Source organism: Polynucleobacter sp. 78F-HAINBA (assembly GCF_018882325.1).
Taxonomy (GTDB): domain Bacteria; phylum Pseudomonadota; class Gammaproteobacteria; order Burkholderiales; family Burkholderiaceae; genus Polynucleobacter.
Genome location: NZ_JACVOQ010000004.1, coordinates 151529 through 170509, shown reverse-complemented (window position 1 = coordinate 170509; position 18981 = coordinate 151529). Strand labels below are relative to the sequence as shown.

The window sequence follows — 18981 nt, the reverse complement described above, 5'->3', positions numbered from 1 at the left end:
TAAATTATTTGGAATACTGAGCTACTGCCGCTTTTAATGTCTTTTCAATTTCTTTTGCTAATGGAGCTGGCTTTATGACTTGAATGCCTGGGCCGTGCGACAAAATCCACCATCGCAGTTGCCAGCTATCCAGGACGGAAGCTTTTAAGTGCCACTGCCTAGCTTTTACTTTTAGGAGTTGATCTCCGGAAATTGGGGTCTCAGATAGTAAACGCGCCAACTCATCGGAGAGGATGGCCGTTAATTCAATTTCGCCACCTTCGCCAAACTGCAGCGCGCCATCAGCAATATATTTATCTAAACTAAAGCCTTTTAGGGGCTTCAGCTTTTCGAAAGTGCGCGTCGCAGCTTTAAATCGATGCAGGGCATAGAGGCGCACATCTGAAAATTCTTTTGCGGTTGCCACCAAGTACACAACGGAGCCACGAGTCACCATGGCAAGGGGATGCAGGCGTAATTCAATCACCTTATCGCTCATGCCTTGATAGGTTGCCTCAATCTGCTCATCTAGCAGCAAAGCATTTTGAATAACCTCTAATATCTCTTCAGAAATGAATGGGGGTAGCAATGGCAAAGTCGTTGGCACAGTTTTGACCTTGCCAGCCCACCTAGCTGTAGACGATTTCTTGGACATCATCGCAAGTTGCGATCTTGCCTGGGAGAACTTCGCTTGAAGTGCTCTTTGAACCGATAGTGGCAGCAATGGCTTGAGGGTGTCTTCGACAACCACTAAAGACAATGCCTCGGCCAAAGTAATGGCGGGTAGATCCGCCGGCCTATCAAATGACCAACGCCATTTATAGGGCATCTGATCATCATCGCATTCCAGCCCAAAGAATTCTTGAAGATCTAGCAAATCACGCTCTACCTGACGCTTACTAATCTCATAGCCCGCTTCAATTAAACCTTCGGCCAATTGCTTGGCAGTTTTGCCTTCAGTGCGTGTTGGCAAAAGCTTGAGGAGCTCCCATTGGCGAGCCAAGGAATTTCTGGTTTTATTTGAGGGCATTCGCTAGAGAGCTCATGTAAAGAAAATTTTTAGGCGGCTAATGCAGCTGGATTAATTGATGCGCTACGATGATCTGCCAGTATTGATAGCAAATCGTCTTGATAGATATCTCTATTTTTCATTAGTAATTTAATAATAGCATCCAATAAAGTTTGATTTGCACGCATTTGATCTAGAGTATTTCTGTATTGGCGCTCGATATATGCTCGCATTAAAGGCTCAATATGGGCAGCCTCCGAAGCGCTCTCACCATTTACTACCGCAGCAAGATTGACGCCGGTATGTTGCGCTTCTTCTATATCTACGCAAATACCATGAACAGCAAAGAAGCCTCGGACATTTCCGCTGATTTCTTCTAAGTCCGAGCGCAGTCCACTAGTGCCAATTTGCTCCACACCCAAGACCAACTCTTCAGCAGCTCTACCGCCTAAGGCAACTCTCACTGAATGTCTGCCGTTTTGATAGGCATCACATCCCAACTCCTGATGCAGATACCCATAGGATTCAATCGTTACCCCAAGAAATCCCTTTCCAGGCGAGATGCTTACGTAATCTGGGACATTGGCGCCATTTGAATCGAGCATGGCAATTAATGTATGCCCCGCTTCGTGAACTGCGGTGCGATAGAGGTTCTTTTCATTTAAGTGTGGCCACGGTACTATATCTCCCGTACCCCTTGCTGAGAATGTGACGAGATCTTTATAAGAGATGACCCTGTCTTCACGCATTGCAAGGCGCTTTATCCCCATCGATAACAAACCTAAACGCCGTTTATCTGGAAAGGCAGCTGAGAGTAAGGTTCCCACTTTTCCCCGGAACTCAGTGATTGATTTATCGAACCAATCTAGATCAACCTCTTCAAGAAAATCTTCATAATGCTCTAGAGGGCTTGCTTTAGGAATAGAAAAGTGGCGATCAAACCCATACGCCGAGCGCAACTCTTCAGAGAGATCAAGGAATCGCTTGCCTATTACTACGATGATGAGGGGCGCATCTATATTGGCTGCGCGAAGTAATTTGGATAAGTTAAGCCAGCTTGGTACATCCCAGCCAAATTGATTTTTGTCGCTCTTTTCATCAGCCTTGATAAAACACTCCATTGGTAGGCATGCCAGCGTCGGTGTGCCCGAGGGGTTGCTTTTCATTGGATCAAGACCATCCTGTTCACCGCTTAGCCACGATAGAGTTTCATCTGGCGTCAGAGTCATATATTGCATATTGGCCATCTGCGCTATTTTTGGAAGCACTTGTCGACAAGCAGCAATGTCGGGACACTCGATCATTGCTGCCCTACCAGTTAATAAGCTAATTTTTTGATCGCCAGGGTTTTGAGCCACCTTTTTCAAATCCTCGACCCAGTTGTTTAGCACTGCATAACGCGCCTTTAGCGTTGGCTCAGTTGATATTTGCGTTTCAGTGATTGATTCAAGATGTTGTTCCATAAATGCTGTTCGCCTCCTAAAGCATCAGTCTAGGATGAATGTACGACAAATTAGGTCGCACCTTGCGATGTCAATGCAGTATTGCAAGGCTTATCATGCGACTTATTCTGTCGCAGTCATGAGAATAATCAGCAGATGAACTTTAATCGTCGAGATTTTCTTAAGCAGTCAACCATGATTGGGTTGGTTTTGCCATTTGATGGCATGTTGAATGCGGCGCCCATAGCACCCAACAAGACTTATCTTGACTTAATTAGTGCCATCGAAATATCAAGACGCCCAGCTCCGGCGCAGCCGCAAGTCGTTTCGATACTAGATTTAAGCTCTTATTCAGATGCGGATCCTGCAGCATTTGAGTGTCTCTCTGAAAAACCTTATGGCTTTGTTATCTTGGGTCTTACGGAATTAACGCCCACTCTAGCGCGAGCCATTGCAAAATGGGTTGATTCACCATTTTTCATTTTTGAAAAGTTATATTACCTAGACAGGGGAAACGCCCAAATTCTCAGTGCATCAGGAGCCAATCTAGATCTAGGCGCCGTGCAAAACTTATCAGGGGAGACTGTAGAGGCATTAGCGCAGACTAATGGACATCTTCATCTGTCTTTGGAGACTATTTCATTGGCCATGGGGAGGGCTCTTAAAAAACATAATGGCAGCCTCTCGTTAGACTTATCAGTTGAGCCTACTTATGGGGCAGCACTAGAACTGGCCAACCATCAAGGTCATGAACTATTTATCTATAGGCTGATGCAACGACCGAGTGAAGCATTCATCAGTGCTTTAAGTTCAAATATAGAAAAGACTATCAATTTTGAGAGGCAGCCGATTTCTGGGGATTTTTACTGTATTGAGGCCATACGTATTTAAGATTTATTCTAGGCTGTATTGTTTCCCCAAGGAAAAATTTCATTTAAATTTTTAAGGCGATTAAATTGATAGTACAAAATAAAAAGTTGCAAATATTTTCTAATCCAATAATTCAAAATGTTTCGAAAAGAGTTGAGAAATATTCAAGTCCAGAAGCTTTATCAAAATTATATAAATGGAATCTCCCGGCACTTCCAGAAATATTAAAGCAAGAATTCGAGGAATTTCTCAAGCAGCATTTATCCTTAGATGTAACTAATTCCTACGGCAAGACGATTGCCTTAAGGAGGTGGATTGAAGGGCAACTAAGTGATAGCGATCCTGTTATAAGTCAAGTTATGTATCGGTGGATAGTCAAGGATTGGGGCGGCATTAAGACGGGGAAAGATGATGTTTTGACTGACGGTGTACTCAATGCAATTAAAGCCCATGCTGAGAGTCTAGAAAAATTTACTTTTGAGAGAATTTCTAGTTGGTCAAAAGTAATCGCATTTCGGTTCCCAAAAACGAGAGCAATTTATGATGTAAGAGTCATTTATAGTCTTAATTGGTTTTTATTGGAGTCTGGCCACGCTGGGAAATTTTTCCCACCTTCAAGCGGTCGAAATTCTTTGATTAATTTTTTCTCCTACGAGCAGGACCTTTATCTAAGAGTTCATGGCCGCCCCAAAATTATTCAAGCCTTTAAAGAAGAGCTTGAGAAGAGAATGAGTAGCGATAAATCAATGAAGTCCTCAATGGTCACCTCTCTGGGAAAGGTCGTTTATATTGCCCAGGATTATGCATACCAAAGCTACTGCAACCTACTTCAGGAGATTGCAATCAAATTATTTGGAGCTGATGATGATTTTGGCGTCACTAAGGTAGAGATGATTTTATTTAGTATTGCAGATGGTGACGTTATTGATGATGTGATGATGCACTCACGCTAATATTAGATTATGTGGGTCATTCTATTTGTCATGTGCATTGAGCTTATTTCTGTCAAAACTCATATAGATGGATGCTTGGGGTGCATAGCCATTAAATGGCTCAGAATTTACATGAAACTCTATTAGCCTATCTGAATCATGCCGCACCCATCCCAAATGACCTTTTGATATTTTTATAAGAGTCCATTGGTCAAATATGCGAATCACCGATTGCTCTTGCCCATCAAGGTTTATGGATATTGAATTGGCGGGTGAGATCTCCTGAAGCACCAGCTTGCCCTGTGCATAGCCCGTAAACCCAATTGAAATAACCATAATTGGAAGCACAAGAATAGCGAACCAAAGCATATTTGTAGATCCATTTCTCTTTATCACATAAGATAAAAAAATATAGATGGATAGCGATGAGCATCCCATCATTGCAAAAAGCAAATACCATTCACCAAATAGCATATAGATAGCTATAAATGCTATACCGACCACCAGGGAGAGCGATCGCATATACTCCCATTGATATCGCCTACTATCCATAGATTTACTTATTAGCATTCTATGTTTTGTGGGGGCGGCAAAAAACCCAATACATAAAAAGAAAATGGGGACTGACCACTCAACCCAGCTTTTCAAATAGTCATTAACTCCTAATGGTGTTTTAGCAATACTGGTGCCAAGGCCCAAAAAATACATAGACTCATAAACTAGACTTATGCCTATTACGGTTGGAATTAATAGCTTTATAGAGTTATAAAATAGGTCTAATAAATTTTTAAGTTGTGGATTTTCCAATTAGCCCTCTATAAGACTTGAGTTGCGCCATCAAGACGTCGCTTGTTATGCCTTAACATCAAAGAGGCCAGCTTCATCCATGAATCTTGGTCCGATGTCATGATGTTATCGAGATCTTTTTCAGATTCACGAACCTCGGCCATCTTATCGAACAACTTATCGGCAAAGGTTTCAAGGCTGACATCCACGGGGTTATTTTTAATCACTGCGCTCATTTCATTGGCAACTTTCTCTGCTTGCATGCCAATGCGGATCAAATCATCCTCAGTAAATTCAGTGCCGTGACGATCATTGAAATCTTTAATGATTTGGGAAAGCTCTTTCTCTTCGTCTTCGGATGGTTTGGCATTCACACCAAAGGCGGTGATGCCATCAAGCGGGACCGTATCGCCAACCTCAGGAGTAGCGGACCCTTTTTCTTTCTCTTCGATCCGAAGCTTGCTCAGCCGAATCATTTCATTGGTTAATTCAGGGCCTCCGCCGGTGGCTGTATTTTTTAACTTTCTTGATAACCAAGAGGCGTACCAATATAAAGACTCCAGACTGACATCTGAGACAGGATAGACCTGAATAATGAAGCTATAAAACCGTACGAAACTTTTTACCGCCTGCCTGAACTCGTCTTGAGAGCCCTTGTCAGCAGTGTTGTAGCTATTGACCGCATTATTAATAATGCCTTCGAGCTTTGCTCTATCAGAAGTGTTTATCTCGCCTTGGAAGAAGATCTGCGCAAAATTATCAATAGAGTTTTGATCCACAAAGCCAGAATCCATTATGAGCGATTTCAGCTCATAAATTTGCTCAGGATTGGTCAGGCTTTCTAATTCAGTGACATCAAAATACTTTTTGAATGCCTCCCGGATATCTTCAATGTCATTAGCAAAATCAAGGATATAAATGCTATCTGCCGATTTACCAGGATAGATTCTATTGGCCCTTGTTAAGGTCTGAACGCATTGCAGCCCATCAAGTTTGCGGTCAATGTACATGGCGCAAATCTTAGGCTGGTCAAAGCCGGTCTGATATTTATTGGCAACAATCAATACTTGATACTTCTCTGTATCAAACATTTCCGGCAGCTTGCTTTCGGCAAAGCCATTCAGACCAACTTCTGTATATTCTTGACTATCAACAATGAGTTCGCCAGAAAAGGCGATCAACGCATCAAGGCCTTTGTAGCCGCAATCTTTGATATAGCCTTTAATTGCTTCATAATGTCTAAAAGCGTGTTCACGGCTTTGACACACAATCATTGCTTTGGCTTGGCCATCCAATTCATTTTTGACATGTTTATTAAAGTGCTCAACAATCACAGCTGCTTTTTGGGCTACCGTGGATAACGCAACGTATCTAGCAACTTTTTTGGCTGCCTTGGAGCCCTTAAAGCGAGGATCATCCTCAATCACCTTTTCGAGTTCGTAATAGCTTGAGTAGGTCGTGTAATTTTGAAGAACATCCAAAATGAAACCCTCTTCGACTGCTTGGCGCATGGAATACTCATGAAACGGCCTGGGAATAGCGTCTTGCGTTTCTCGGGTGCCAAACACCTCTAAGGTCACATTTTTTGGAGTGGCCGTAAAAGCCAAATAACTAATGTTGTCGCTCTTTTGCTTGGATGCTTGGGATTTAGCAATCTCATCGGCAATGATTTCAATTTCAGAGGTATCAGACAATGCATCTTGCACGCCTTGGGCTGCTTTGCCGGATTGGGAAGAATGGGCCTCATCAATGATGACGGCAAAGCGCTTGCCATTCATTGAGTTCATTTCTGAAATGGTCTCGGTCGTGAACTTTTGAATCGTAGTCACAATAATCTTCTTGCCGTTTTCGAGGGCAAGACGTAATTGCTTAGAACCTTTATCGACCGTTTCAATGTAGTTGGTACTAATGCCTAACTTACGAACTGCCTTTTGGAGTTGGCCATCCAAGACAGTGCGATCCGAAATGATGATGATTGAGTCAAAGACATTCTTATCTTCTGAATCATGCAGCTTGGCTAGCCCAGCAGCCACCCAAGAAATAGTCCAGGTCTTGCCTGATCCGGGGGAATGTTGGATGAGATACTTCTGCCCTGATTTTTTCGATTTAGAGTCAGCCAAGAGTTTGCGAACCGCATCGATCTGATGAAACCGCGGAAAGATGATTCTGTCGCCATCTTTTTGTGAGAAATTGCCAATAATATCTAGAAGCACTTCTTTTGACAAAATGGCTGGCTGGCCATCAACTGTTTGATAGAGATAAGCCGTTTTAAATTCATCGGGGATCGCGCAGTTTCCAGAGCGACCCACATTGCCTCTGTTTAACGGCAAAAACTCAGTCTTGCCATTATTCAGTTTGGTGGTCATTGCAGCTTCATCCGTATCCACGGCTAAATGAACTAAAACTCGACCTGGGGCAAGTAAGGTCTCTCCAGCAGGCTTACGGTCATATTTGTACTGGTTCATTGCATTGGCAATAGTTTGTCCCGTCAGAGCATTTTTAAGTTCAAGGGTGACAACTGGGATGCCATTGAGAAACAGGACAACATCAATAGAGTTGTTATTTCGGGTGGAATAGTGAACCTGACGAATTGCGCTCAACGTATTTGCTTGGAAGAGTTTTTCCAGATTGGGATTAATATTGCTGGCAGGCTCAAAGTAGCAAAGCTTGATACTTGGTGACCAAGTAAATTGCACACCCTCTTTCAGAACGGATAAGATATCTTTCTTCTTAAGAACTCGATCAATCTCTTTGCAGAGCATTTCTGCGGCCTTGCTTCCAAGCTTGCCTTCAAGGACATGCCAGGTTTCTGGCTGAGTCTTTTTAATGAATTCAATTAGCAAATCTTTATCGAGCGCTAAATCTTTGTCGTAATTTGAATCCTGGCGCTCAAGATAGGATTGCCGCCCAACCAACTGAGAAACAAAGTGTTGCTCGAAGGCTTCTTCGGTATGGAGTTTTGCTTTGGAGATTGAGTTGGTTGTCATAGTTATTTACGCGACTTCTCTTACATCTATTTTCCCGGTTACGGCGGCGGAGATAAGGCTTGAGCGGTGCTCTTTCAAAAGCTCAATTGACTTATTTGATTTAGAAATCAGCATATTAAATTTAGCGAACTTCTCTTCAATATGCGAAATGATTTTTTCTATCTCGTTCTCGGGCGGCATTGGTACATAAATAGAACCAATTGTGTCGGTATTGAGATTCAACTGGGTCCCCATTTTTCCAAGCCCCCCAAATGGTAACTTTGTTTCAAACATGTAATACAGCCACATATTATTTCCATTAAATTTAGGGAAATAAACAAATCCATCATGGATGCATGCTTTAATTTTTGCAATGCAAGGCTTCCCAACACTACCTGCAATGCTGAGAAATAATTTTCCGGGCTCCAATTTCACGCTTAAGGACGCCCCCAATGCTGAAAGTTTTTGTTCGGTTTGTTCAAGATATATATTTGAAGAAGTAACATCGGATATTCGGACCCAGGCATATTCCCCATTTTCATCATCAAAATAAATTGGGTCATCGATGGGTCTCGGGGAGGCTCCTCGCTTAATCGGGGTTATCCACTTTAATTGCTTAACTGCCCAACCTTCGGGGACTTTTCCAATCCATTGGATGCGAGACTCTTTGAGACGAACATCCGGATCAATCCCTTTCGTAATCGCATGTCTTATTACCTCTAGACGCTTTTCATTAAGAAGTTCAACTAGGCGTTCTTGTCTTTCAATTAATGCATCAATCTTTTCTATTTCATTATTGAGAAAACCAACAATTTTAATTTGCTCAGAGATCGATGGCAAAGGCCAAACTAGATTCAGATAGAAATCATCTGGAACACGCTTTAAGCCACCAGCTCCAGTCATAAATGCGGTGCCGCCATGCCGCACCTCATTTGATAACGAGATGTAATACAAAAATTTAGCATTTAACTTTTCAGAGGCCCGGAGCACAACTAACTCTGTAGTACCAAACCCATACCCGCCTTCTAGACCCTTCACCAATGCACCCTTACCATTTTCAAAGCATGGGGTAACTTTAGCGATTATCACGTCATCATTTTTAAAGTAGGTATACGCTTTGGAGGCCTCTTCAAATGATTTTTCTGCTTCAATCTTTAAAGCCCCGTCATCACCAATGGATTCCATGGCAAAAAAAGGAACCTTAGTTCCTGACGGAACGGCCCCACACTCCTTATGAGAGGGGTTGATTGAGAGTGAGTATTTAAGCCTCCCAATAGTCCACCCAGGAGGAACGCTACCAAGGTAAGATATATTTATTGACTGCTTTGATGGCTGCCAAGCAGAACGAGAGCTCACCCCGCTACCTCACTCAATAATGCCTGAATTTCAGCCGTCACCTTCTTCAGATCTGCATCAATTTCAGCCAAAGATCTTGGGGCTTTATATTCATAAAAATGACGAGTAAATGGAATTTCATAGCCAACCTTGGTTTTTTCCTCATCAATCCATGCATCAGATGCATGAGGCTTAACCTCTCGCTCAAAATACTCTTGGATATTCTCCTTAAGAGGTACGTTTTCTGTATCTCTTAAATTGCTATCGGCCTGAGGCTTCCCTTTGGTTTTGCCTTTTGTGGAAATAACAATCTCACCCTTTTCATCGCGCAATGGGCGCTCCACGGTAATTGTGGAATATCCAAAATCAGCATCATCAAAATCCTTTACGAACTTGGACGGCTTATTCGAATAAAACAGTTCAACAATTCGATCGACGGTTTGTGAGCTTAGCTGCTTGCGCTTGGATCCCATCGATTTACGCATTTGCTCCCAGAATTCAGGGCCGCTGGCATCCAATAGGCGCACCTTGCCTTTGCGCTCTTGATGTTTGCGATTATTCAAAATCCAAATATAGGTACTGATGCCGGTGTTGTAGAACATATCGGTTGGAAGTCCAATGATGCCCTCGAGATAATCATTTTCGATAATCCATTTGCGGATTTCAGACTCACCAGAGCCAGCGCCACCAGTGAATAGCGGGGATCCATTTAAAACAATCCCGGCTCGACCACCAATGGCGTCATCGCGCAGCTTGCTAATAAAGTGCTGAACAAATAGAAGCTGTCCGTCTGAGATTCTGGGTAATCCAGCACCAAAACGCCCATCAAACCCTTTTTTTGCCTCAGCCTCAATAATCTCTTTGGCATCTTTCCATTCGGTTCCATATGGAGGGTTGGCCATGCAAAAGTGAAATTTCTTATCAGCGTGCTGGTCATTCTTGAGTGTGTCACCCAACTTAATGCGTAAGGGGTCTTGCCCCTTCATCAGCATATCCGTGACGCAAACTGCATAACCATCATCGGTTAATTGCTGGCCGTAGAGCTCAACAATCATGGAGGGGTTTAGTTTCTTAGCTTCAATCTCAGCGACCGACAGCATGCCACCTGTACCGCAAGTGCCATCATAAAAGGTGCGAATCACACCTTCGCCTTGGATGGCTTCGCGATCATTATTTAGCAAGAGCTTGGCGATTAGAGTAACTACCTCTCGTGGCGTGTAGTGATCACCAGCATCCTCATTAGCGGCCTCGCTAAATTTGCGGATCAGGTCTTCATATAAATAGCCCATTTCAAGATTGCTGATCTTGTCCGGGTGCAAGTCCATACTGCAAATCTTTTCAAAGACCGTGTAAAGCTTGTCTTTATCGGCCATCTTTTTGAGTTTGGCCGGGAGATCAAAGCGCGCGTTAAAGACGTCTTGTAAAAACGGAGGAAACCCATTGATGTAATCAACCAGGTTTTCAAAGAGTTGCGCTGGATCTTGGTTTTTGACTTGCTCGAGAGTAAAGGGAGCAATGTTGTAGATCTTGAGCCCTAAGCCGGTTGCTTTGAAGAGTAATTTATCCCGCATTTCAGGAGAGGCTTCGGGGTTAATACCTTGAGATGCCTTCAATACCTTAGCTTTTGAGTCTTCTAAAAGGCAGTCCAGGCGACGCAGTACCATAAAGGGAAGAATGATTTTCCCGCAGTCGCTTTTGCTAAAGGCTGTCCAGAGCGTGTCGGCGACTGACCATGCGCTATTACTGAGTTCTGATACTTTCGCTGAAATTGTCGATGCGTCGCTCAAAGAGACTCCTGATATTTGCAATGCTGTTGCTAATGGGCGCTTTGCGCCTGTAAGTTATAAAAATCATGATAAATGACGGTATTACAAAAATGATATTTGAGCCTCTATTTTTGTTACATATATGGATTATTCATACCGAAAGTTCACTCCTTTCCCGTTGCCGGACTCAGGCGCAATCCCAAATGAGCTCCCAGGGCGATGGGCAGCTACATAAACATTGGATGCTGCTGAGGCGGCATCTGCTTGCTGAACGATTAAGTGCTCTAGCATCTGCGGTTTTCTCGTATCTGGGGTCGTTGAGTTGGGGTGAGGCTCTAATAGGTGCCGCAAATGATCAAAAGTTTTTTCCGGGTACAGGGGAACATATCTGGCCTGAGCCTTCACAACAAGGTGCAGTCCATTGAGCTTATGGCCGTGTAGATAGGCAGAAGGCGTTAACTTAAATTCGCGGTCACCAGTCTTGCAGGGCTGATATTCATCTGCTTTGCCAATGTCATGCAGCCATCCATAGATCAGGGCGAGCTGTAAATTGGCAGTTTTGTACTGCTGAATGCCGTTTGTAATGAAATCGGCCACCTCTAAGGTGTGCTCCAAATTGCCATTGAGATAGTTGTGATGGTGACCTGCTGAGCTTGGCCCAGTACAAAAGCGCTTAAAAAAGTCCCCTTCAAAGCAAATGGCGTTGAGTAAATGCTGGTTTTTATCGTCCAGTTGCTCCCAGGCTTGTATTGCTCTAGTCAGAATGTCTTTATTGATAAACCAATCAGGAGGGGCAGTTTCAAAAAGGTTGTAGCTCATATCAGGGCGATCTAGGCGGCACAGCCGAATGATTTGCAGGTGGCCATCAATCGAGATGGGCTTAATTCCCTTATAAGCAATGGTGACTAAACCATTGCAGGTGAGCTGATCGTATCTTTGCCGGGCAAACCACTCGACTGCAATGTGCACTCCTTGCGCATAAAGCACTGCTTGGTGACGATATTCATTAGTGGCGCTATTGGGCGCGATGGTGATTTTGACGATCCGCATGACCCTTGGCAAAAGTGAGGCATCCGTAAACGTAATCTGATTTTGAAGATCCTGAACATCAAAGGTTTGTAGGGGGGTTGGTATCGGCGATGGCAAAACATCATCCGGCCGATGGGGGTTTTTGGGTTGTTTGGGTAGGCTTGGCAGTTTCATAAAAGGTCTCCCGCTGGATGATCTGAGGGTGGGATTGGGGCGGCTTTAGGAGGCATAGAAAGACCAGAATGTTTGGCAATTTCTAGCCAAGGATTGGCGATCAGCGCAGCATCGGCACTTGGATTGATTCGAGTATTGGGCAGTGCATCTGGAGGCTTTGGGGTTTCGGGCTCAGGTAATTCTGGCGCTTGTTCAATTTCTTTAGTTGCTCGACTCTGAGTTTTCGGTAAATGATTCACTCCAATGCTGATGGGATTTATACCTGAGTGGGCGCTTACTTCATTAACTAATTGGGGGTCAATAATGGGGTGTGGCTGGTCTTGCATCTGCGCTGCCATGAGTCGTTCAAAGGCGCTTCCGTCCTGACGGGTCAAGTTCGGAATGAATCGGGAATACACCCGAAAGAGCATCTCGGTAGTGGTGTGTCCCATCTGACGGGCGATCCATTCGGGTGCCTCGCCAGAAGCCAACATGAGGGTGGCATAGGTATGGCGAGTTTGATATGGCACTCGCTTTTTCATGCCCAACAATCTTAAGAGTGGATACCAAACTCGCTTAGAAATATTGCGATGAGAAATGGGTGTTCCCGCGCTAGTGGCAAAAACATAGACGCCCTGCCCGGTTACTTTATGTTGAGCCAAGAGTGCATCAAAGACCATCTGAGACATTTGGATGTCACGCTCGGATTCTCCCGTTTTGGGAGTTTCCTCATAGTCATTCACAATCGTCTCTTTGATGGAAATCGTGCGACGTTCAAAATCAACGTACTGCCATTTCAGGCCGTCGATCTCACCAGTACGGGTTCCCGTAAAAAAGCGAACAATGTAGTAATTGCGAAAGTCAGCTCGAACCGTGCGAAGAATGTCTTGGACTTCTTGCATCGTGAATGGCTGAACATCGGTCTTGCCTACTCTTAGGGGTTTGATATTGATAAAGGCCGGGGCAAATTCATAGCGGTTGGCAGCCTCTGTCAATATCATCCGCAGCGGGGTCATGATGTGGTTAATACGTGAAGCGGAAAGGCTTTCCTTATTCTTAATTCCGGGTAACTTTGCTAAAGAGGAGCGAAAAGCCAGAATGTCGCCCTTTTTGATCTCGTTTACGGGTCTAGGGCCAAATTGAGGAATCAGGGAGCTATCTAGAACACCGCGGGTAGTCGTTCTATGCGAACGCTTCCACCCTACTTCCATCTCTGAATACCACTGATTGGCAAAGTCGGAAAATAAAGGACCGTTAGCCTGAACTTGCGCAGGGAGGGCTGAAATGGGGGCTGGTTGAGTCTTAAAATATGGGTCGATCCCTACTGGCATTGGTTCTGGAGGCGATCCGTTTTCAAGTAATTCAATAGCCAGCAACTGTTTGCTGCTTGGAAAGTAGTCTCTATAGGAAAAGGTATGGCTTTTAATCTTGCCTAGGATTTCATCTAAGACCTTTTGCATCTTTTTGCGATTGGGCTTGGAGTCCTCTAATAGAGACTGCTCGCGGCACCGTACCTTGAGGTATTGAAAGTCAAAGTACAGCAACCCCGTTTCTTTTCTTACGCGGATATTAGGCATAAAGGGCATCTCCTTGAGTCATTGGAATCGCCGAGATTGCAGCCATGGCTTTAAACATGTCTTGCTCCACGTTCTCCCAGATGTAGAGAATCTTGCGACCCCCAAATGGGCGGAAATAGTGGCGACCCTCTAATAAGACAGAATCCTTGAGTTGATCCCGAATCGTGCGGGGGTCATATTTGATGCGAGCCGATAGCTCTTCGGTTGTTAGGTAGGTATTGTTCATGGCGGTAAAACTCCTTTAAAATCATTACAATAAAATGATCATTTTGTAGTCATGAAGACTAAAAGTGATCTTCTGTAGATCATTATATACCTATTATGATCTATTGCAAGTATTTTTGTATCATTTAAGCTACATAATGACCTTTAGGAGATTATTTTGCGCATTTATCTGGCTCGGATGCTTGGAGAGCACAAGAAGAAGATCTCGGATGTAGTGAGAGATACTGGTGTGAACCGGGGCACGCTTACGCGCATGTATTACGAGAAGGTGGAGCGAATTGAGCTAGAGGTGCTCGATATCTTGTGTGAGTATTTTGGTTGCAAGATCACTGATTTGCTAGAACCCCAGAAGCCAGGGACTAAAAATGACACAGAGACTGAACTAGGCTAGCACTCAACAGCGATTCTGTGCCAAATTATCTGTCACAGAGTTGGGCACAGATTTGTCACACAGACAAAAGAAAAGATGAGTGAAAAGGCATCAAATCCCATTAACCTCAATAGAATCAAGGCTTATCGCTATGGCTTTATGGTGCGCCCGGCAGGAATCGAACCTGCGACCCTTGGCTTCGGAGGCCAATACTCTATCCACTGAGCTACGGGCGCCAGTAGGAAATTCGCTAACTACGCTATTGTAAGTGCCTATATCCCCCGCGGTCTCGTTATAATCACGGCAAAGTAACCCTTAAACCCGTCAAACGATAAAAGTCCTATGAGCGAAGCGCACGGCAGCCTAATTAAGTCCCCCAAACAACTCATCATCATGGTGTTTCTCAGCTTTTTTGTGCCCTTGATTATTATTTTGTTGTTAATGGTGTTTGTAAATAATGGCAAGCGTTCAGATGCAGCAGCATCTGCTGAGGAGCTCATTAAGCCAGTTGCGCAATTGAATTTCAAAGATGCCAGTGCGCCACGTCAACTCCAGACTGGCGAGCAGGTGTATAAAACAGTTTGCTCTTCATGCCATGCAAGTGGTGCAGCAGGCGCGCCGAAGTTTGGTGATACTGCCGCTTGGAGTGCTCGACTTGGAAAAGGCTACGATGGCTTATTGACCTCAGTACTCAAAGGCAAGGGCGCGATGCCTGCGCGTGGCGGTGCAAACCCAGCAGACATCAGCGATTACGAGTTGGGTCGTGCAGTTGTATATTTGGCAAACTCTGCTGGCGGTAAATTGGCAGAGCCAAAAGCTCCAGACGCTCCTGCTGCTAAATAATTTTTATAGCGCATCCTAAAAAGCTGGCTATATGCCAGCTTTTTTATTGCCCCTCGTTTTGCCCTTTTGCATCTAGCGCTACTTGGTAAGCTTCTTTTTTGCTGAGACCAAGCGCTTGAGCAAGCACGGCAGCAATTTCTTTACTGCCTAAATAAGGGCTCAATGCATTAGCCCACAGCAATAGTGTTGCATGCTCTGGAGCCTCGTCAGAATTAGCTTGGCGACCGGCTACCAAAATAATAAATTCACCTTTGAGGCTTTCCGCTTTCTCAAGCCACTCTGGAATACTAGCCGCTGTCAGTGTTACCAGCTGCTCAAATTTTTTAGTGAGCTCCCTGCCAACTAGGACTTGTCGCTCGGGCTCTAATTCCTTGTTAAGTATTGCGAGCGTTTCACGTATCTGATGGGGCGATTCAAAGAAGATGCTCGTTTTTGAATTACTTCGAATATCTTGTATTAGTGAAGAGCGTTCTTTAGCCTTATTCGGCCAAAAGCCAAGAAACTGAAAGCGCCCTTCTGATGGCAACATGACTGAGCCACTGGCAGAAATGGCAGATGACACTGCGCTAGCACCAGGAATGGGAATAATACGAAAGCCTGCTTTTTGAACGGCATTGACTAGTCGTGCGCCCGGATCAGAAACGCCTGGAGTGCCTGCATCTGAGATATAAGCCCAGCGTTCGTTTTGGGAGAGATGCTGAATGATGTTTTGTGCGCCCGCAATTTCGTTGTGCTCATGTAAGGCAACACACTTTTTATGAATGCCAAAGTGTTGAAGCAGGAGCGCACTGTGTCTAGTGTCTTCACAGGCTATCCCATCTACGCTGTTAAGGACATGTAGCGCACGCAAGGTAATGTCTCCCATATTGCCAATTGGGGTGGCAACCATATATAGGGCCCCAGTAGGCAGGTCCTGCTGTTTCAAAAAGTCAAAGGAGCTTAATTCCATGGGAGCAATCTTTTGCGAAAGAGATGTTAATAAGCAAGAGAATACGTCCCTTTTGAATTCATGGGCGGCATAGACATTCTGCCTGGAGTTTGGCGCATAATAATGCGATGGATAAAGATACCCTCGAACGTTTGCGCGCTCGCGCATCCCAACATTTCTTAGACAGCATTGCAGTAAAGCAAGAGGCTGAAAAAATACTTCCTGAGCAAGTGGCTCGCGGCATAGTTGCCATGACAGACTGTTTACGTGCTGGCGGAAAAGCGATGGCCTGCGGCAATGGTGGGTCAGCTGCTGATGCACAACATTTTGCTGCCGAGCTCATTGGCCGCTTTGAAAGAGAGCGCCAGGAGTTGGCTGCAATTGCATTAACAACGGACACCTCAATCCTGACCGCCGTAGGAAATGACTACAGCTATGACGAGATCTTTAGCAAACAAGTGCGTGGCCTTGGAAAAAAAGGTGACATCTTGATTGGCATCTCCACTTCAGGAAATTCAAAAAATGTGGTGAAGGCAATTGAAGCTGCGAAAAAACTGGGGATCAAAATTATTGCCCTGACTGGTAATGGTGGCGGAAAAATTGCAAGCCTTCTAGATGCGGATGATATTCATCTGTGCGCACCCTCCACTCGCACTGCGCGCATTCAAGAAACGCATTTAGTTTTGCTCCACGCCCTATGTGATGGCGTAGATCATCTCTTGCTTGATTAATCAATTCACCAATTAGAAAGTTCGTATATGCGAAATACACTCACCATCAAACTATTTGCTGTGTTTTTGATTTCATCATTCTTATCTGGATGCGGAGTATTAGCTGTTGGTGGTGTTGTTGCGGGCGCAAGCGTTATGGCAGATCGCCGCACGCCAGCTGTGCAGGCAATCGACAAAGGTATTGAATTGGAGGCTGGAAATGCCTTGTCTAAGCGCTACGGCGATGATGCGCACATCAACGTGACATCATTTAATCAGAAGGTACTGTTAACTGGTGAAGCGAAGGATGCGGACATTAAAGGCCAGGCTGGTGCCTATGTAAAGGCGATGAAAAACGCACGCACGGTATTTAATGAATTAGTTGTTGGGCCAAACAGCACTTACACTGCTCGCGCCAATGATTCTTATCTTGAATCTAAAATCAAAACACAAATGATTTTCACGGACAAGTTGCCATCGAATTCGATGGCGATTGTTGCCGAAGGTAGCAGTGTTTATTTGATGGGAATTTTGACTCAGAATGAAGCTGCGATTGCTAAGAAGGTTGCGAGCAATGTTGACGGAGTAAAGGATGTTTATGTCTACTTCGATATTATTTCTGATGCAGAAAAAGCACGTTTGGAAAAGCAGGGTAAGGCAGACGAATCACAGCCCAACACAATGCCTAAGCAGTAAATTTATTTGATGGGAGGCGGGCAATGAATTTAATTATGCAGCGCATGAAATTTCTTTTGCTCACCACCCTCCTCGCGCTCTCCTCATTTAGCGCACGAGCATCTAACGATGATGCAAAGGCCGCGACACTTGCAAAACAAAACGCTTGCCTGGGGTGCCATGCTGTTGATAAGAAAGTTGTGGGGCCTAGCTTTCAAGCTATCGCAAAAAAATATGCAACGGATCCTGCTGCAAGCGCATTTCTAAAAAATAAAATCATAAAAGGTGGCTCTGGATCTTGGGGAGTTGTGCCAATGCCAGCAAGTGCGAAGTTAAGCGACGCTGATGTGTCTTTGCTTACAGCTTGGATTTTGCGCGGAGCGCCCAGTGCAAATTAAGTTGGACGAACAACTCGTTTTCCAAGCAACCATGACCACGCATCACTAGAGCGCTTAAAGTTTTCTTTAAGCGCATAGTCAAAGTCAGCCCATTGTTCATTAGCCGCCTCCTCCACGATCGTGGCAGGGTTTGCTGGGGGTAACTTTAAGTAGGCATCAGCATCACCATAAGCGTATTCAACTCGCATGCCAGCCTTTTGAGCCAGATGCATCATGGCTCTATTGTTTGCCAAGCAATGAACAAATAGGGTTTCAATGCGAGTATTGCGTGAGTGCACTGAAGCGCGCGCTAAAAGAGCCGTCCCAATGCCCTGCCCGCGACCATTAGGAAGCACAGAGACCCCAAACTCAGCAGCCTGTGGCTGGCCTTTAGTTTTTGGTAAATATGCCAAATGCGCCATACCAATAAGCTTTAGTTGGGAATCAAAGCTGCCAAAAACCTTATCTCTGTTGAAATCTAGGCCTTCTACATAGTGATGAATGACCTCATCTGGTGTTTGTGTACCAAAACGCAGACGACGATCCTCTTCATTTAAGAGCAAAAGGTGGCTCAGGATCTCATCCCTATGGCCGGCATGTAATTCACGTACAGGGACAGACAAGCTGGCCATATATGGCTTGCTAGGTAAGTGACTGTTCGCTAATTTATTGTGCATAGCAATATACTAGCAGAAATTAGAAGAATGTTCAGGGTTTTCCCTAGGTTTATAACTAGAGCGGAAGAAAAGCAACACATGGGTGCTTAAAAAGGTGATTGTTTCATCTAAATCTCTGACTTATCCATAAAAACCCCTAGAATTTGAAAAAAAGTTAAAAATATTTTTAAACTACATCTTCTTGTTTTTAAAGGGTTTATTTCGAGTGTAAGAAAAAACTTCGCTTTTTTAGAGAAAAAGACTGCGAAAGGTGTTGACAGACCCAAATGAGTAGGATAAAGTCTCATCTCTCTGCTGAATGTTTTTAAGAAATACGAAACAAGTCAGCCCTC

At 44.4% G+C, this 18981-nt stretch carries 18 protein-coding genes and 1 tRNA gene; 7 read left to right on the top strand and 12 right to left on the bottom strand.

Going from position 1 to position 18981, the window contains the following annotated elements:
- Positions 1 to 4 precede the first annotated feature (4 nt).
- On the bottom strand, positions 5 to 1009 hold the full coding sequence (locus ICN11_RS06010) for a YafY family protein (RefSeq protein ID WP_216229568.1): 1005 nt from the start codon (positions 1007 to 1009) through the stop codon (positions 5 to 7).
- Between the two features lie 29 nt (positions 1010 to 1038).
- Entirely contained in the window at positions 1039 to 2451 is a 1413-nt protein-coding gene (locus ICN11_RS06005) for a hypothetical protein (RefSeq protein WP_216229567.1), read from the bottom strand.
- A 135-nt stretch (positions 2452 to 2586) separates the two neighbouring features.
- Between ICN11_RS06005 and ICN11_RS06000 the strand changes: the two genes are divergently transcribed.
- Positions 2587 to 3321 carry a hypothetical protein gene (locus tag ICN11_RS06000; protein WP_216229566.1) on the top strand — a complete coding sequence of 245 codons (735 nt, stop codon included), beginning with the start codon at positions 2587 to 2589 and terminating at the stop codon, positions 3319 to 3321.
- A 65-nt stretch (positions 3322 to 3386) separates the two neighbouring features.
- The gene (locus ICN11_RS05995) at positions 3387 to 4253 is read left to right on the top strand and encodes a hypothetical protein (RefSeq protein WP_216229565.1); all 867 of its coding nucleotides are present in this window, start codon (positions 3387 to 3389) and stop codon (positions 4251 to 4253) included.
- A gap of 21 nt (positions 4254 to 4274) precedes the next feature.
- Here the strand turns inward: ICN11_RS05995 and ICN11_RS05990 are convergent, their stop codons facing one another.
- From ICN11_RS05990 to ICN11_RS05960, 7 genes are all read right to left on the bottom strand, one after another.
- Positions 4275 to 5039 carry a hypothetical protein gene (locus tag ICN11_RS05990; RefSeq protein WP_216229564.1) on the bottom strand — a complete coding sequence of 255 codons (765 nt, stop codon included), beginning with the start codon at positions 5037 to 5039 and terminating at the stop codon, positions 4275 to 4277.
- 8 nt (positions 5040 to 5047) lie between these two features.
- Positions 5048 to 8005: a type I restriction endonuclease subunit R gene (locus ICN11_RS05985; protein WP_216229563.1), complete on the bottom strand. Its 2958-nt coding sequence runs from the start codon at positions 8003 to 8005 to the stop codon at positions 5048 to 5050.
- Between the two features lie 6 nt (positions 8006 to 8011).
- Complete coding sequence (locus ICN11_RS05980) at positions 8012 to 9169, bottom strand: restriction endonuclease subunit S (protein WP_216229562.1); 1158 nt, start codon at positions 9167 to 9169, stop codon at positions 8012 to 8014.
- A 167-nt stretch (positions 9170 to 9336) separates the two neighbouring features.
- Positions 9337 to 11106 (bottom strand): class I SAM-dependent DNA methyltransferase, encoded by a 1770-nt coding sequence (locus ICN11_RS05975; protein WP_255539900.1) that lies wholly within the window; start codon positions 11104 to 11106, stop codon positions 9337 to 9339.
- Positions 11107 to 11232: 126 nt separating this feature from the next.
- Positions 11233 to 12288, bottom strand: coding sequence for an HD domain-containing protein (locus ICN11_RS05970; RefSeq protein ID WP_216229561.1), 1056 nt, complete (start codon positions 12286 to 12288; stop codon positions 11233 to 11235).
- Positions 12285 to 13844 (bottom strand): Arm DNA-binding domain-containing protein, encoded by a 1560-nt coding sequence (locus tag ICN11_RS05965; protein ID WP_216229560.1) that lies wholly within the window; start codon positions 13842 to 13844, stop codon positions 12285 to 12287. Before ICN11_RS05965 ends, ICN11_RS05970 begins: the two co-directional genes overlap by 4 nt.
- On the bottom strand, positions 13837 to 14070 hold the full coding sequence (locus tag ICN11_RS05960; protein WP_071538486.1) for a hypothetical protein: 234 nt from the start codon (positions 14068 to 14070) through the stop codon (positions 13837 to 13839). The genes ICN11_RS05965 and ICN11_RS05960 overlap by 8 nt, the downstream gene beginning before the upstream one ends.
- A gap of 156 nt (positions 14071 to 14226) precedes the next feature.
- Between ICN11_RS05960 and ICN11_RS05955 the strand changes: the two genes are divergently transcribed.
- Complete coding sequence (locus tag ICN11_RS05955) at positions 14227 to 14460, top strand: helix-turn-helix transcriptional regulator (RefSeq protein ID WP_255539899.1); 234 nt, start codon at positions 14227 to 14229, stop codon at positions 14458 to 14460.
- 139 nt (positions 14461 to 14599) lie between these two features.
- Here ICN11_RS05955 and ICN11_RS05950 read toward each other — a convergent pair.
- Positions 14600 to 14675, bottom strand: a tRNA-Arg gene (locus ICN11_RS05950).
- Positions 14676 to 14781: 106 nt separating this feature from the next.
- Here ICN11_RS05950 and ICN11_RS05945 point away from each other — a divergent pair.
- Positions 14782 to 15282: a cytochrome c5 family protein gene (locus ICN11_RS05945; protein WP_216229559.1), complete on the top strand. Its 501-nt coding sequence runs from the start codon at positions 14782 to 14784 to the stop codon at positions 15280 to 15282.
- Between the two features lie 43 nt (positions 15283 to 15325).
- On the opposite strand, the gene rsmI is transcribed toward ICN11_RS05945, so the two are convergent.
- Entirely contained in the window at positions 15326 to 16231 is a 906-nt protein-coding gene (rsmI, locus tag ICN11_RS05940; protein WP_216229558.1) for a 16S rRNA (cytidine(1402)-2'-O)-methyltransferase, read from the bottom strand.
- A 107-nt stretch (positions 16232 to 16338) separates the two neighbouring features.
- Between rsmI and ICN11_RS05935 the strand changes: the two genes are divergently transcribed.
- Genes ICN11_RS05935 through ICN11_RS05925 form a run of 3 tightly spaced genes read left to right on the top strand, consistent with a single transcriptional unit; the run spans position 16339 to position 17993 of the window.
- The gene (locus ICN11_RS05935; RefSeq protein ID WP_216229557.1) at positions 16339 to 16941 is read left to right on the top strand and encodes a phosphoheptose isomerase; all 603 of its coding nucleotides are present in this window, start codon (positions 16339 to 16341) and stop codon (positions 16939 to 16941) included.
- A gap of 27 nt (positions 16942 to 16968) precedes the next feature.
- A complete protein-coding gene (locus ICN11_RS05930; RefSeq protein WP_216229556.1) occupies positions 16969 to 17616 on the top strand; it encodes a BON domain-containing protein in 648 nt (215 codons plus the stop codon).
- Positions 17617 to 17639: 23 nt separating this feature from the next.
- Positions 17640 to 17993: a c-type cytochrome gene (locus ICN11_RS05925; RefSeq protein ID WP_255539898.1), complete on the top strand. Its 354-nt coding sequence runs from the start codon at positions 17640 to 17642 to the stop codon at positions 17991 to 17993.
- Here the strand turns inward: ICN11_RS05925 and ICN11_RS05920 are convergent.
- Positions 17990 to 18649, bottom strand: a complete 660-nt coding sequence (locus ICN11_RS05920; RefSeq protein ID WP_216229555.1) for a GNAT family N-acetyltransferase — start codon at positions 18647 to 18649, stop codon at positions 17990 to 17992. The genes ICN11_RS05925 and ICN11_RS05920 overlap by 4 nt on opposite strands.
- Positions 18650 to 18981: the final 332 nt, after the last annotated feature.